Annotated in this window: 15 protein-coding genes; 9 read left to right on the top strand and 6 right to left on the bottom strand. The window is 70.2% G+C overall.

The features are described 5' to 3' along the window. The 6 genes from ACIQFU_RS35370 to egtC all read left to right on the top strand — a co-directional run. Positions 1 to 858, top strand: an 858-nt coding sequence (locus ACIQFU_RS35370; RefSeq protein ID WP_402557173.1) for an FAD-dependent oxidoreductase, incomplete at its 5' end; no start/stop codon positions are given. A gap of 137 nt (positions 859 to 995) precedes the next feature. After that, positions 996 to 1,916, top strand: coding sequence for an alpha/beta fold hydrolase (locus ACIQFU_RS35365; RefSeq protein ID WP_402557171.1), 921 nt, complete (start codon positions 996 to 998; stop codon positions 1,914 to 1,916). A 37-nt stretch (positions 1,917 to 1,953) separates the two neighbouring features. After that, positions 1,954 to 3,555: a GMC family oxidoreductase gene (locus ACIQFU_RS35360; protein WP_402557170.1), complete on the top strand. Its 1,602-nt coding sequence runs from the start codon at positions 1,954 to 1,956 to the stop codon at positions 3,553 to 3,555. A gap of 54 nt (positions 3,556 to 3,609) precedes the next feature. Further along, positions 3,610 to 4,911, top strand: coding sequence for an ergothioneine biosynthesis glutamate--cysteine ligase EgtA (egtA, locus tag ACIQFU_RS35355; protein ID WP_402557169.1), 1,302 nt, complete (start codon positions 3,610 to 3,612; stop codon positions 4,909 to 4,911). Next, positions 4,908 to 6,260, top strand: a complete 1,353-nt coding sequence (egtB, locus tag ACIQFU_RS35350; protein WP_402557168.1) for an ergothioneine biosynthesis protein EgtB — start codon at positions 4,908 to 4,910, stop codon at positions 6,258 to 6,260. Before egtA ends, egtB begins: the two co-directional genes overlap by 4 nt. Beyond that, positions 6,260 to 7,042, top strand: coding sequence for an ergothioneine biosynthesis protein EgtC (gene egtC, locus ACIQFU_RS35345; RefSeq protein ID WP_402557166.1), 783 nt, complete (start codon positions 6,260 to 6,262; stop codon positions 7,040 to 7,042). Before egtB ends, egtC begins: the two co-directional genes overlap by 1 nt. A gap of 158 nt (positions 7,043 to 7,200) precedes the next feature. On the opposite strand, the gene ACIQFU_RS35340 is transcribed toward egtC, so the two are convergent. Further along, a complete protein-coding gene (locus ACIQFU_RS35340) occupies positions 7,201 to 7,812 on the bottom strand; it encodes a TetR/AcrR family transcriptional regulator (RefSeq protein WP_402557164.1) in 612 nt (203 codons plus the stop codon). A gap of 80 nt (positions 7,813 to 7,892) precedes the next feature. On the opposite strand from ACIQFU_RS35340, the gene ACIQFU_RS35335 reads away from it, so the two are divergent. Continuing rightward, on the top strand, positions 7,893 to 8,666 hold the full coding sequence (locus tag ACIQFU_RS35335) for an oxidoreductase (RefSeq protein ID WP_402557163.1): 774 nt from the start codon (positions 7,893 to 7,895) through the stop codon (positions 8,664 to 8,666). Positions 8,667 to 8,799: 133 nt separating this feature from the next. Here ACIQFU_RS35335 and ACIQFU_RS35330 read toward each other — a convergent pair whose 3' ends face one another. Beyond that, entirely contained in the window at positions 8,800 to 9,384 is a 585-nt protein-coding gene (locus ACIQFU_RS35330; RefSeq protein WP_402557162.1) for a nucleosidase, read from the bottom strand. A 70-nt stretch (positions 9,385 to 9,454) separates the two neighbouring features. On the opposite strand from ACIQFU_RS35330, the gene ACIQFU_RS35325 reads away from it, so the two are divergent. Next, a complete protein-coding gene (locus tag ACIQFU_RS35325; protein WP_402557160.1) occupies positions 9,455 to 10,150 on the top strand; it encodes an aspartate/glutamate racemase family protein in 696 nt (231 codons plus the stop codon). A gap of 205 nt (positions 10,151 to 10,355) precedes the next feature. Here ACIQFU_RS35325 and ACIQFU_RS35320 read toward each other — a convergent pair whose 3' ends face one another. After that, complete coding sequence (locus ACIQFU_RS35320; RefSeq protein WP_402557158.1) at positions 10,356 to 11,339, bottom strand: MsnO8 family LLM class oxidoreductase; 984 nt, start codon at positions 11,337 to 11,339, stop codon at positions 10,356 to 10,358. Between the two features lie 233 nt (positions 11,340 to 11,572). On the opposite strand from ACIQFU_RS35320, the gene ACIQFU_RS35315 reads away from it, so the two are divergent. Beyond that, complete coding sequence (locus ACIQFU_RS35315) at positions 11,573 to 11,971, top strand: ATP-binding protein (RefSeq protein ID WP_402557156.1); 399 nt, start codon at positions 11,573 to 11,575, stop codon at positions 11,969 to 11,971. 123 nt (positions 11,972 to 12,094) lie between these two features. On the opposite strand, the gene ACIQFU_RS35310 is transcribed toward ACIQFU_RS35315, so the two are convergent. From ACIQFU_RS35310 to ACIQFU_RS35300, 3 genes are all read right to left on the bottom strand, one after another. Continuing rightward, complete coding sequence (locus ACIQFU_RS35310; protein ID WP_402557155.1) at positions 12,095 to 12,739, bottom strand: TetR/AcrR family transcriptional regulator; 645 nt, start codon at positions 12,737 to 12,739, stop codon at positions 12,095 to 12,097. Further along, positions 12,739 to 13,143, bottom strand: coding sequence for a PaaI family thioesterase (locus ACIQFU_RS35305; protein ID WP_402557153.1), 405 nt, complete (start codon positions 13,141 to 13,143; stop codon positions 12,739 to 12,741). The genes ACIQFU_RS35310 and ACIQFU_RS35305 overlap by 1 nt, the downstream gene beginning before the upstream one ends. Positions 13,144 to 13,291: 148 nt before the next feature. Continuing rightward, positions 13,292 to 14,476 (bottom strand): cytochrome P450, encoded by a 1,185-nt coding sequence (locus tag ACIQFU_RS35300; RefSeq protein ID WP_402557152.1) that lies wholly within the window; start codon positions 14,474 to 14,476, stop codon positions 13,292 to 13,294. Positions 14,477 to 14,520: the final 44 nt, after the last annotated feature.

Raw genomic sequence — 14,520 nt, 5'->3', positions numbered from 1 at the left:
GCCGCTCTGGGCTCGTCCGTGACCGTGCTGGCCCGCGACGGTGTCCTTCCGCTCGCGGAGCCGTTCGCCGGCAAGCGGGTCACCGAGTCACTGCGGGAGGCCGGTGTCTCGGTACGCCTGGGCGCGGAGGCCGGTGCCGTCAAACGGGACGGCGACGGCACCGTGCACATCACCCTCACCGACGGCGAGGACATCGAAGCCGACGAGGTGCTCGTCGCGATCGGCCGCACGCCGAACACGCAGGACATCGGCCTGGAAACCATCGCTCTGACGCCGGGTTCCTGGCTGACGGTGGACGACACGCTGCGGGTCCTCGACCAGGACGAGGCACCACTCGGCGGCGGGTGGCTGTATGCCGCCGGCGACGTCAACCGCCGCGTGCTCCTGACCCACCAGGGCAAGTACCAGGCCCGCGCCGTGGGCGACGTCATCGTGGCGCGTGCCAAGGGCGAAACGGTCGACGACGCCCCGTGGGGCCGGCACACGGCCACCGCCGACGAGCGCGCGGTGCCGCAGGTGGTCTTCACCGAACCGGAGATCGCGTCGGTGGGACTGACCGCCGCCGCGGCCGAAGCCGCCGGAGTGCGGACCCGCGTGGTCGACTACGACCTGGCCGCCATCGCCGGATCGGCCCTCCACGCCGAGGGGTACAAGGGACACGCCCGCATGGTCGTCGACGAGGACCGCAAGGTCATCGTCGGTTTCACACTCGTCGGACCCGACGTAGCCGAACTGATCCACGCAGCAACCATCGCCATAGTCGGCGAAGTCCCCATCGACCGCCTCTGGCACGCCGTCCCCGCATTCCCCACAGTGAGCGAAGTATGGCTACGGCTCCTGGAAGCCTACGGCCACTGAGCAGCGCCGGCCCGGCCCGATGTCCCGTCCCGATGCGACCGCGAAGGGACGGGACACGCCACACGCCCGCGCCCGCGAAACATTGTGACGACCACAGCGGGCCACAGGTCAACCGACGAGCGGACAGGACTGAATTGATGGAAGCGCAAGCCACGCACGAGGACGGCGGTCTCCGCAGCGAGGGGTTGGAGTCGCTGGTTCTGAAGGACGGCCGAGTGCTTGAGTTCGCCGTTCAGGGGCCCGAGCACGGACCGGTCGTTCTCTTCCACCATGGCATGCCGGGTTCGGCGGTTCCCATGGAGTCCGTCTTCGGTTCGGCCACCGACAGGGGATACCGAATCGTCACGTACTCCCGCCCCGGCTACGGCACTTCGACTTCGGCGCCTGGACGCACGGTCCTCGGCACAGCAGAGGAGTGCCGTGTCCTGATGGATCATTTGGGTGCTGAGCGATACCTTGTCGCCGGGTGGTCAACGGGCGGGCCGTACGCGTTGGCCACCGCGGTCGCGGACGCGCCGCGGGTGTCGGGAGTGCTGTTGATCGCCTCCTTCGCACCGCATGACGCCGAAGGTCTTCCCTTCGTCGAGGGTATGGGTGTGCAGAACCATGTTCTGTTCGGTGCCGCGTCCCGGGGCGAGCAGGAACAGCGTTCGGTGGTGCGGCAGATGGCCGCTGTCGTCCGGGACAGCGATCCCTCCAACCTCGCGGACGGGATAGCCAGTCTGCTGCCCGCGGCAGACGTGACCGCGCTCACCGGACCCTACGGGGCGGACAACGCGGCGCACATGAGCCACGCTCTCGCGGCCGGTGACGACGGTTGGCTGGAGGACCTGCGGGCACTGACGAGCCCGTGGGGATTCGACCCGAGTGCGGTCACCGTCCCGGTCGAGTTGTGGCACGGAGACGTCGACCGCATGGTACCGGCGTCACACGGACGCTGGCTGGCAAGGCATCTGCCCACCCTCCGTGCTCACTTCGAGAACCGACACGGCCACATCTCGATAGCCGTCGGGAGCCTGGGCGACAAGCTCGACCGGCTCAGGTCGAGGGCGGCCTGACCGAAACGACCCCAGTCGTCGCGCGTATGGAGCTGTCGTGTCATCCAAGAACCTCGTTGACTACATCATTGTCGGGAGCGGGGCCGCGGGAGCCGCGTTGGCTCACCGGCTCGGGTCGAATCCGCAGAACCAGGTTCTGGTCATCGAAGCAGGCGACTCCGACCGCCATCAGCGCTGGCTGGTGCCCGCACGGTTCACACAGGCGTCGACCGATCCGCAGCACCAACACGGGCACACCTCCCAGGTGTTCGGGGCGGAGCGCATGGACCAGAGGCGCACGGGGTGTCTAGTGGAGGGCTCGACTACGGCGAGCGGACTCACCTGGGGCCGGGGCGGAGAGGCGGATTACGCGGCGTGGGAGGCGGTCGGCGCCACCGGCTGGAACTGGTCCCGCTTCCTGGAAGCCTTCACCGAGATCGAGCGGCATGCCCTCGACGCCACCGCGTCCCCCGCAGGCGGCGCCCCTCGGCTGGCCGAGGCGGTGGGCCCACAGGACGCGACAGCAGAACTGTGGCTCGATGCCTTGGCACGCCAGGGAATCGACGCGGTGGTGGACCTGAACGGCTCTCCCGATCGGGCGGCTTATGTGCCGCATCCCATGTCAACCGGTGTCCCGAAGAGTAGGGCTCGCGCGCTGCTCCGCGGGTGCGCACGGCGGCGCAATGTCCGTGTCCGCCCGCACTGTACGGCTCGGCGGATCCTTTTCGAGGGCACGACCGCCATCGGGGTGGAGGCACAGACGTCCAGAGGCACGGTCCGGTTCTGGGCCCGCCGTGAGGTCATTCTCTGTGCGGGGACGATGGGCAGTCCATTGCTGCTGGAGCGAAGCGGCGTCGGGGACCCGGAAGTGCTCACCACCGCCGGCGTACATCTTGTCGCGGAAAGCCAGGCCGTCGGCGCCAACCTCAGGCAGCGCCGAGGTGCCGCACTGACGCTGCGGTTCAACGGCGTACCGGACCACGGACGGGAGCCGGCGCCGCCGATCGTGGGACCGAGGTCGAGGTTCAGGCCGGTGCCGCGACGCGCCGCAGTGTCGGCGGGCGGCGGCGCCGCGGTTCTGGCCGTGACGAACTCGGGCCACGGGACCTCGAGTCCGGACATGGAGCTGCTGTTCACGCCGGTGGTGGAGCATGACGGCCTCCACCCAGGGGCGGTCGGCGCGACAGCTGTGACCGTCGCCTTCTACCCGCGGTCGCCCACCAGCATCGGGTCGGTCCACATCACAGGACCGACCCTTGCGGACCCGCCGCGGCTCGTGCCCGGTTACCTGTCCACCGATCATGACAACGAGCTGACACTCGCGGCCTTCGCCAGAACGCGGGAGATTCTGGCGGCGACGGAACCCTTCGCCTCGACGATGACGGAGGTGAATCCCGGGCCGGAGGTCACGGACACACGTGACACTCTGCGGTACGTGATGGAACACGGGTTCACCAGGAAGCACGAAGTCGGTACGTGTGCCCTTGGTGCGGACGGGGCCGTCGACGAAGAGCTCCGGGTCCGCGGGACACACAGACTGCGTGTCGCAGACGCTTCAGTGATGCCGGTACTCACGACAGGTGACACAGAGGCAGCGAGCTTGGCGGTCGGATGGATGGCCGGTGACATCCTGCGGAACGCGAACACGCGGAGCAGATAGGGCGGCCGGCTGGTCCTGAACTTCCACGCACTCTTCTCTCAGGAGGATCCCGACATGTCCGATCCGGTTGGTGGCTGTGTCCGGCCTCGTACCGCGGTCAGTGAGGCCGAGGTCGAGGCGCTGGTCCACGGCATCTGCTTCAAGACCGGTCCGCCCAGGTTGCTGGGTGTCGAGGTGGAATGGCTTGTTCATGATCCGCGCGCGCCGCGGCTCCCCGTGTCACCCGAACGGCTCCGTGCGGTGTACACCGCGCTGCGGGCCGTGCCCCTGAGGTCGGCGCTGACCGTCGAGCCCGGCGGCCAGCTGGAGCTGAGTTCGCTCCCCGCCGCCTCGCTGACGGAGTGCGTCCGCTCCGTCTCCGCCGACCTCGACGCCGTCCGCGCCGTACTGCGCGAGGACGGTCTCGCCCTGGTGGGCCTCGGCCACGATCCCTGGCAGGAGCCGCGCCGTTATCTGCGGCAGCCGCGTTACGACGCCATGGAGTCCTGTCTCGACCGCACCGGTCCCGGTGGCCGCTTCATGATGTGTGCCTCCGCGTCGGTGCAGGTGTGCGTGGACGCCGGGCACGAGGAGCCGGGGCCGCTGGGTCACGTGCGCCGGTGGTGGCTGGCCCATCATCTGGGTGCCGTCCTGCTGGCCGCGTTCGCCAACTCCCCGCTGTCCGGCGGACGGCCCACCGGCTGGCGGTCCACCCGGCAGCTGCGCTGGACGCAGATCGGCGCCGGCCGGGCGGGCGGCCCCCCGCTGAACACCGACCCGCGCGGTGCCTGGTCCCGGCACGTGCTGGACGCCCCGGTGATGTGTGTCCGCCGGGACGGCGGTCCGTGGGACGTGCCGGAGGGGCTGACGCTGCGGGAGTGGACCCGTGAGCTGGTGCCGAGGCCGCCGACCCGGGAGGACCTGGACTACCACCTGACCACGCTTTTCCCGCCGGTGCGTCCGCGCGGCCATCTGGAGCTGCGGATGATCGACGCGCAGCCCGGGGACGACGGCTGGATCGTGCCGCTGGCGGTGACCGCCGCGCTGTTCGACGACCCGGAGGCCACCGAGACCGCCTACCGGGCCGTCAAGCCCCTGGCCGAGCGCACGCTGGGGCTGCCCGCGCCGCACAACCCGCTGTACGAGGACGCGGCCCGGGCCGCGCTCACCGATCCCGAGCTGTGCGAGGCGGCCGTCACCTGCTTCACCGCGGCGCTCGCCGCACTGCCCCGCCTCGGGGCGGGCACCGAGGTGACGGACGCGGTCGCCGGGTTCCTGGAGCGCTACGTGCTCAGGGGCCGCTGCCCCGCCGACGATCTGCTGGACATGCCGGGCGGCGCAGGCCGTGGCCCGTACGGGAGGGAGACCCGCTCATGACCGACCCCACCAACGCGCCCGCGGCCACCGACGCGCCCGCGGCCACCACCGCCGAGGCCCTGCGGGAGCGGGCCCTGACCACGCTGGTCACGGCCCGCGAGCGCACCACGCTGCTGACCAGCTGTGTGGAGGGCCCCGACCTGACCGCCCAGGTGTCGCCGCTGATGTCCCCGCTGGTGTGGGACCTGGCGCACATCGGCAACCAGGAGGAGCAGTGGCTGCTGCGCGCGGTCGCCGGGCAGGAGGCGATACGCCCGGAGATCGACAGCCTGTACGACGCCTTCGAGCATCCCCGCTCCGAGCGGCCGAGCCTGCCGCTGCTGTCGCCCGTCGAGGCCCGCCGGTACGCGGCCGACGTGCGCGGCCGGGCCCTGGACGTGCTGGAGGCCACCGCGTTCGACGGGACGCGGCTGACGGAGGCGGGCTTCGCCTTCGGGATGATCGCCCAGCACGAGCAGCAGCACGACGAGACCATGCTGATCACGCACCAGTTGCGCAAGGGGCCGCAGGCGCTGACCGCGCCCGACCCCGAGCCGGCGGGGCTGTTCACCGGACCGGCCGAGGTCCTGGTGCCGGGCGGCCCGTTCACGATGGGCACGTCGGCCGAGCCGTGGGCGCTGGACAACGAACGCCCCGCGCACCGGCGCGAGGTGGCGCCGTACTTCATCGACACCGTCCCGGTGACCAACGGCGCCTACCGGGCGTTCGTCGACGACGGCGGGTACGACGACCCGCGCTGGTGGACCCCCGAGGGCTGGGACCACATCCGCCGGCACGCCGTCACCGCCCCGCTGTTCTGGCGCCGGGACGGCGGGCAGTGGCTGCGGCGCCGCTTCGGGGTGACCGAGGTGGTGCCGGCCGACGAGCCGGTGCTGCACGTGTCCTGGTACGAGGCCGACGCCTACGCCCGCTGGGCCGGGCGCCGGCTGCCCACCGAGGCCGAGTGGGAGAAGGCCGCCCGGTACGACCCGGCCGGCGACCGCGCCATGCGCTATCCCTGGGGCGACGCCGACCCGGGCCCCGAGCACGCCAACCTGGGGCAGCGGCACCTGCGTCCGGCGCCCGCGGGCAGCTACCCGGCCGGTGAGTCGCCGCTCGGCGTGCGGCAGTTGATCGGCGACGTGTGGGAGTGGACGTCGAGCGACTTCGCCCCGTACCCGGGCTTCCGGGCCTTCCCGTACAAGGAGTACTCCGAGGTGTTCTTCGGGCCCGGGTACAAGGTGCTGCGCGGCGGGTCCTTCGCCGTGGACGCGGTGGCCTGCCGGGGCACGTTCCGCAACTGGGACTACCCGATCCGGCGGCAGATCTTCTCCGGGTTCCGCACCGCCCGTTCGGCGGAGGCCGCCTGATGTGCCGTCACCTCGCCTACGTGGGCCCCGCCGAGACGCCCGGCCGGCTCCTGGTGACACCGCCCCACGGCCTGTACCACCAGTCCTGGGCACCCCGCCACCAGCGCCACGGCACGGTCAACGCCGACGGGTTCGGCCTCGGCTGGTACGCCGAGGGCGACCCCATACCCGCCCGCTACCGCCGGGCCGGCCCGATCTGGGCGGACCAGTCCTTCGCCGACCTCGCCCGGGTCGTGCGCACCGGCGCGCTGCTGGCCGCCGTACGGGACGCGACACTGGCCGGCGCCGACGCCGAGGCGGCCGCGGCGCCGTTCGCCGCGGGGACCTGGCTGTTCAGCCACAACGGCGCCGTGGCGGGCTGGCCCGCCTCACTGGCTCCGGTGGCCGCGACGCTGCCGCCCGCCGAGCTGCTGTCGCTGGAGGCGCGCAACGACTCCGCGCTCGTGTGGGCACTGGTCCTGGCCCGGCTGCGGGCCGGGGACGACGAGGGCCGGGCGCTGGCCGAGACGGTGCTGGACGTCGCCGCGGCGGCCCCCGCCTCCCGGCTCAACCTGCTCCTCACCAACGGCTCCACCGTCACCGCCACCACCTGGGGCGACACCCTGTGGTACCTGACCCGTCCGGGCGGCGGCACAGTCGTCGCCTCCGAGCCCTACGACGACGACCCCCACTGGCAGGAGGTCCCCGACCACACCCTCCTCACGGCGAGCCGCACGGACGTGCAGCTCACCCCACTCAAGGACCCGGGCACCACCGCTCCGGTCGGAAACTCCCCTGCTTAGTGCAGCCGCTCCTCGGCCGGTGCAGCCGAGGACCAGGCCATCAGGCCCTCGGTCTCTCGGTGTTCACGCGTGATCAGGAGTCCGCCGGATAGAGCGCGGTTACTGACGGGGGGCTGCGCCGGGCGTGTCGCCCACCTGCTCACCGGTCGGGGTGAGCGTCAGACGGCACGCTCCGAGCTGGGTGCGTGCCCTCCGGTCCGGCCGTGGTTCGCCGCCCCGGAGCGCAGCCCGTCGCACAGGATTGTGACGATCTTCAGAGCGTCGTCCTGCCAGCCTTTGGTCCGCATTCCGCAGATGCCACCGAGCGCCCGCAGAACGACACGTCCCTCGATGCCCTCGCGGACAAGACCGGCCTCAATACCCGCGACAAGAAGTTCTTCCAGGGCGCGGGACATCTTGTCGCGTGCGTCGCTGAAGACGGGCGAGTCGGTCGCCATGATGCTGTCCAGCGCACTGCCCATCCCCCGGCTGACGGCGGCGTGTTCCACGAGCCGGAGCAGGAAGAGTCGCAGCGCTTCGTCGGGGGAGTGTGCGGCGAGCAGGTGCGCGGGGGTGGCGCAGAGCTCGGCCACTTCCTGGCGGTACACCTCCGCGACGAGTGCTTCGCGGGTTTCGAAGTGGCGGTAGAGGGTGCCTACGGCCACGCCGGCGCGGCGGGCGATCTCATCGACATGGGCGTCTTCGTCGTCGAGGAACGCCTCCCGCGCCGCGTACAGAAGTGCATCGCGGTTGCGGCGGGCGTCGGAGCGCAACGGACGGGGTGGCGACAACGATCCTCCATAAGGTGAGTCTGACTCCGTTTCGTGTACAGTTTCCGGAGTCGGACTCACTTTACTGGAGGGGAACGCCCATGACGATCGACCGTGATGAGTTCACCGGCCTGCGCGTTCTGGTGACCGGTGGCAGCCGCGGACTGGGTGAGGCCACGGCCCGTCGCTTCGCCGCGGCCGGCGCCACCGTGCTGACGGCCTCACGCACCCCGCCCCCGGACGGCATGCCCGTCACTTTCATCCCCGCCGATCTGAGGACGGAGGAGGGGGCGGCGGAACTCGCCCGCCGCGTTGTCGACCAGTGCGGAGGCGTCGACGTCCTGGTCGACAACGCCGGATGGCAGACTCCGTCGGTGCCGACCTTGGAACGGCCGGACGCCTCCTGGCTCGCCGACCTGGAGATGAACCTGCTCGGCGCGGTGCGGCTCGACCGGGCCCTGGTTCCCGGGATGGTCGAGCGCCGGTCCGGCGTCGTGGTGCACGTCTCCTCGATCGCCAGCCGTATCCCCCAGGTCGAGAACGCGTCGTACGCCGCCTCGAAGGCGGCACTCAACGCCTACAGCCGCGAGTTGGCCATGTCCGTGGGGGAGTACGGCGTACGCGTGGTGTGTGTTCTGCCGGGCTTTGTCGTCACCGAGCGCGCCGCCGCGTACCAGCAGGAGATGGCCGACAGTCAGGGCATCAGCCTCGAGGCCGCCCAGGAGCAGATCGTGGCTGCCCTGAATGTGCCGATGGGGCGCCCGGGAGATCCCGAGGACGTCGCCGAGATGATCGCGTTCCTCGCCTCCGGACGGGCCAAGTGGATCACTGGTGCCCAGTTCCGGGTCGACGGCGGGATCATCTCGACGGTGTGAACCATCCCCCTCACACGAGTGGACCGACGGCCTGCATACGATCGGCGTTCCGTACAGTCCCGGGCATGTGTCGCAGCGGGCGAGGAGACGCGGGCGCTCGACGTCGGAGCTTTCGCGGGGCGTCGGGTCCGGCTCAGGTATAGGCGGGAAGGTTGCGCTCCGCCCAGACGGCGAGGGCACGGGCGCAGGTAGCGACACCTTCTCGCCAGGACTTCGCGGCTCCCTCGTCGGCATCGTCGCTCACATGTTTGACGAGGCGGAGCGCAACGCCGGCCCGCAGCGCCGCCGTTGCCAGGGCGTAGCCCTCCATGTCGACCAACGGCGCCCGCTCCGCCAGCCGGGCGCGAGCGGCTTCACTGTCGACGAAGGAGTCCCCGGTGGCCAGGGTGGGGCCGTCCGGGTCGCCTACGGCCAGGGGTGCCCCGTAGGTGTCGCCGGTCAGGGTGCGCAGTGTGTCGCTGTCCAGGTCGTGCTGTACGACCGTGCCGATGACGTGGGTGCCGTTCCACCCGGGACGCAGGGCCCCCGCGGTGCCGAGGTTGACGACCTCCGACGGCAGCGGTCCACGGGCGAGCGTCGTAGCGAGCGCGGTCGCGGCGTTGACCTTTCCCATGCCGGTCAGCAGGACAGGCAGGGGCGTGTCGAGGTACTGCGCCTCTTCTTCGACCGCCAGCACGAGCAGGGGACGGTCGTTGGATATCTTTCCTATGAGTTGCACGGGATCAGACTATGACCTGGTCCCGAGCCCCCTCGTGGGGACGTGCGGGCGGATGTGAGGAGCGGAGCCCATGAAGACGATCGGGCTGATCGGCGGAATGAGCTGGGAGTCGACAGCGGAGTACTACCGGCTGCTGAACGAGTTCACACGTGATCGGCTCGGTGGTCTCCATTCGGCGCAGTGCGTGATCTACTCGGTGGACTTCGCGGAGATCGAACAACTGCAGGTCCAGGGACGATGGGCGGAAGCCGGGGAGATCCTGGCCGATGCCGCCAAGTCCCTGGAGGCGGCGGGCGTCGACCTGGTGCTCATCTGCACCAACACCATGCACAAGGTCGCCGACGTCGTCGCGGCCGCGGTGTCCGTTCCGTTGCTGCACCTCGCCGACGCCACCGCCAGGGCCGTGCGCGCGTCGGGTCTGCGCCGGGTCGGTCTGCTGGGCACGGCGTTCACGATGGAGCAGGACTTCTACCGGGGCCGACTGGACGCGGCCGGTCTCGATGTCCGTGTCCCGAATGCCGAAGGGCGCAGCCTTGTTCACCGAGTGATCTACGAGGAGCTCTGCGTCGGGATCGTGCGGGACGACTCGCGCGTCGCGTACCAGAAGGTCATCGACGGCCTGGTCGCCGAGGGCGCGGAAGGCGTCATCCTCGGCTGCACCGAGATCGAGCTCCTCATCCGCCCCGAGGACAGTCCCGTCCCGGTCTTCCCGACGGCACGGCTGCACGCCGAGGCCGCTGTGGCCCAGGCCCTGCGGAGAGTGTGATCCACCTGCCACGTGGGCCGACACCGGGGAACGTGGCGACGTGGGACGCAGGCCGGGGGCCACGGAGCGAACGAGCAGCACGGGCGGGCCGGGTTCGGCTGTGCGGTCCTGGCCGGTTCGGGCCGGTGGTGAGGGGCGGTCAGGACCGCACGGGTGAGCATGGCGAGGGTGGTGTGCCGGTGAGCCGGTCCAGGGGTGACGCTCTCTACTCGGCGGCTTTCGCGGCCAGTTCGTAGCAGCGGATCCGTGCGTCGGCGTCGTATACGGAGGCGTAGAGCATCAGCTCGTCCGCGCCGGTCTGTTCCGTGATCTCCGCGAAGCGACGCCGCACCGTCTCCACCGAGCCGCGCGCCTGCGCCGCGCCGGCGGCCTCCACACTGTCACGCATCTCCGCCGGGATCTCGCACAGGGCGGCCTCGTCCGGGGAGAGCAGTGCCGCGGAGGTCGGCCGGGACCGCGCGACGTCGGTCGGACGCCCCAGGCGTGCGGCCTCCTCGTCCGTGTCCGCGACGACCGTTTCGACTGCCGCCATCACATAGGGGCGGTCCGCCCACCGCGACGGCGTGAACCGTTCCCGGTAGCGCTCCGCCGTGGCGACGCTCTTGTCCGGTCGGATGTGGTGCGCCAGCGCGATCGGCAGCCCCAGCCGGGCCGCCAGCTCCGCGCTGGCCAGGCTGGACGCCAGCAGCCACGGGCGGGTGCCTCCCGCGTCCGGTTGCCAGCCGGCTATCAGCTGCACGCCGCCTTCACCGGAGAGGTACCGCACGATCGCGGCCACATCGTCCTCGTATTCGGCGTCCGTGGTCGGCTCGCCACCCCGACGCAGCGCCCGTACGAGCGACTGGTCGAACGTACCTGGTCCGCGGCCGATACCCATGTCGATGCGGTCCGGATGCAGCGTCGCCAAGGTGGCGAACTGCTCCGCGATCGCCAGTGGGGAGTGATTGGGCGCCAGGACGCCGCCGGCGCCGAGCCGGATACGGCTGGTCACAGACGCGAAGTGCGCCATCAGAACAGCCGGTACCACGCTCGCGGACATTTCCGTACCGTGATGCTCGGCGAACCAGACTCGTTGGTACCCGAGCTCCTCCAGACGAAGCACGGTGCGGCTGGTCGCGTCGAGCGCATCGGCGGCGGTGCCCCCCGAATCCGCAAGGACGAGATCCAGGGCGGACAGTGAGATAGTCATGATCAAAGTCTATGGCGCGCTGCGACATGAAAGGCGCGGCCCTCGATGACACTCTTCACCCTGTCCAATCGCCGAACACGGAGCAGGGGGCTGTCGGGCCGGACGAGGGGCCCGCGGTGCCATGGCTTGCCATCCTTCGCGAGACGCGTATAGTGAACGTTACATACATGGAATCTCGGTGATTGCGTCCCGCCAAGGACAGACCTCCCCTCGGAATCCTGAGGAGACCCGCCATGTCGCCCACTCTGCTCGCACAACGGCAGCGCCGATTCGAGACCGATGTGCCCCCCGAGTTCGCCGCGGTGGCCCATGTCCGGTGCTGCGCTTCGGAGGTCCTGCGGGGCTGGAGGGTGAGCGACCTGCTGATCGAGGATATTCAGCTGGTGGTGTCCGAACTCGTGGCGAACTCGATAGAACATGGCCGCGGCCGCGTCGCGCTGAGGATCACGGAGGCGACGGGCGCCGTCACGGTCGAGGTGACCGATTCCAGCCCTGCCCCAGCCACCATCCGCAGCGCGCAGTCCGACAGCCCGAGAGGGCGGGGTCTCGTGATAGTGGAAGCGCTCGCCCACTGCTGGGGAGTGAGCGAGGACGGCTGTACCACCTGGGCCGCGTTCAGCAGCCGCAGCTGAGTGCAAGACTCCGTGGCAGCCCCGGTACGGGATCTTCTGCGTCACCGGCGGCACGTGGCGCTCCGTGTCCGCCGGCGAGCTGTTCGCGGGAATCGACACGCGACCCCACGAGGCCGGTCCGGCTCACGGCTTCTTGTCCGCGCAGAGGGAGAGGGCTCCCCTGGTCGCGATTGCCGCGACGTCCTGCGCGTATCCCTCCAGGTCCCTCGGCCACGCGGAGGCCGGCTGCAACAGCAGCAGGGACACGGCGCCGTGCAGACAGGCGCAGATGGCGCGGGTCAGGGCCGTCACAGCGGCGTTCTCCGCACCGTCGCCCGCGCACCGTCGCACCGCGTGCCGCAGGTTGCGGAAGCACGCGTCCGCCACGTGCGCCGTGGCCTCCGTCGCTGGGCCGGAGGCGACAAGCCGGTAGCGGAGCGGGTGGTCAAGGCCGAATCTGATGTACGCGACACAGCGGTTGTTCAGATCGGCGAAGGGATCCGCCGTGGACGGGCCGGCATTTGCCATGTACTCGTCGAGCCGATCCCAGACCCTCAGGGAAACGGTGCGCAGCAGGGCCGGGCGATCGGCGAAATGGAGGTATACGGCGGGGTTGCTGACACCCACCCGTTGGGCCACGGCCCGGATGGTGACGGCATTCTCTCCCGACGAATCGAGCAGGGCCTCCGCTGCTTCCAGGATTTCCTTGTACAGCCTCCCGCCCTCTCCGCGTCGGGCTCGGACGCGGCGCGGAGGATGAGGGGGGACGGCATCGCCCGGTCCGGCCATCAGCGCCTCTTGAGAGCGACGAGTTGAGTGACACGTGCGCACAGACGCTCTTGATCGTCGCGGATGTCTATCTCTACCGCCACAGTCGACCTGCCGATATGCAGGGGACGTGACGTCGCAAAGGCAGTGGTCCCCTGAAGGGGACGGAAGAAGTGTGTGCCGGACTCCATGGTCGCCGGCACCGGGGCTGGTCCCTGTCCGCCGTTGAGTGCCGCGCAGACCGCGCCGGCCACGTCGGCCAGTCCCATCAGTGCCCCCCCATGCATCGCTCCGCCACCGGTCGACAAGGCGGTGGCGCAGTCGAGGCGTGCCTCGACCAGGTCGGCATCCAGCCTTCCGAAGCGGACGCCCAGGGTCTTGGCGTATGGAGCCAGGGCGTATATGTCGGCGGCGGTGATCGGCATGGAGAGCCTCCTTGACTTGACTGCGTTAAGTTAACGCTATCAAGTCATGTGCTGTCACCATCTCGGACCTCGGCGCGGGAGGTTCGGTGCAGGCTGCCATGAGAGCCGAGGACGCGGCGTTCCTCTCACGGCCCCGCCGCCACCTTGGTCACCAGAGGACAGGCAGGCGTCGCACCCCCCGCAGAAGGACACCAGGGAGCCATTCCCTCGGTGGTCCGTCCAGGGCGAGACCTGGGGCACGCTCCAGGAGCGCCCGGAGTGCCACCTGGGCTTCCAGGCGCGCCAACGGCGCGCCCAGGCAGTAGTGGATGCCGTGCCCGAAGGCGATGTGGCCGCGGGCGTCACGCCTGATGTCGAAGCGGTCCGGGGCGGGGAAGCGGTCAGCGTCGCGGTCGGCGGCCGCCAGCCCGACCAGGACCCACTCGCCCTTCGCGATGGGCACCCCCGCGATCTCCAGGGACTCGGCGGCGAAGCGGTATGTCGAGGTCTCGACCGGCCCCTCGTACCGGAGTGCTTCCTCCACGGTGCCGTCGAGGAGAGTCATGTCGGCGCGCAGGGCTGCCAGTTGTTCGGGATGGGTGAGCAGCGTGTGGACGGCGTTGGTGATGAGGTTGACCGTCGTCTCGTGTCCGGCGAGCAACAGGACGTAGGCCATGCCCCGCAGTTCGTCCGGTGAGAGCCGGTCGCCTTCCTCCGTGGTGGTGCGGATCAGTTCGCTCAGCAGATCGGTGCCGGGACCGGCGCTGCGCTTGGCCTCGATGAGGTCGTCCAGATAGCCGGACAGCCGGAGGAAGGAGTCGTGCTTGATCGTGGGATCGGCCGGCGTGACCACATCCGTGGAGATCTGCCGGAACTCGCCACGGTCCATCTCGGGAACGCCGAGCAGTTCGCAGATCACGGTGATCGGCAATGGGTAGGCGAAGGATTCGATCAGGTCGGCGCGGCCGTGGGGCAGCATCGTGTCGAGGAGTTCGTCGGCTATCTGCTGGATCCGCTGCCGCATTGTCGCGACGCGTCGTGCTGTGAAGGCACGCGTGATCAGGCTGCGCAGGCGGGTGTGCTGGGGAGGGTCTGACACCAGTAGATGCTTGCCGATCAGCTCCTCGTCCATGGCAGTGAGGCCGATCTTGCCGCCGTCCTTGGCCAGTCGTGGGTCGGCGAGCGCCGCGCGTGCCTGTTCGTGTCCCACGACGAGCCACATCTCCCGGCTGTCGTCCTGCTTCGGTAGTCGTACTCGGTGTATCGGGCCGCGTGCTCGCAGTTGTGCGTACACGGGATGTGGGTCTTCTCGGAATGCTTCGCCGAACTCTTCCAGGTCAACGACTACGGTCATGTGCTTCCCCTTCGCGGGTGTGCCCGGGAACCGTCGCGCTGTGG

The organism is Streptomyces sp. NPDC093065, assembly GCF_044754585.1.
Lineage (GTDB): Bacteria > Actinomycetota > Actinomycetes > Streptomycetales > Streptomycetaceae > Streptomyces.
This window is presented reverse-complemented; position numbering and strand designations above follow the sequence as displayed.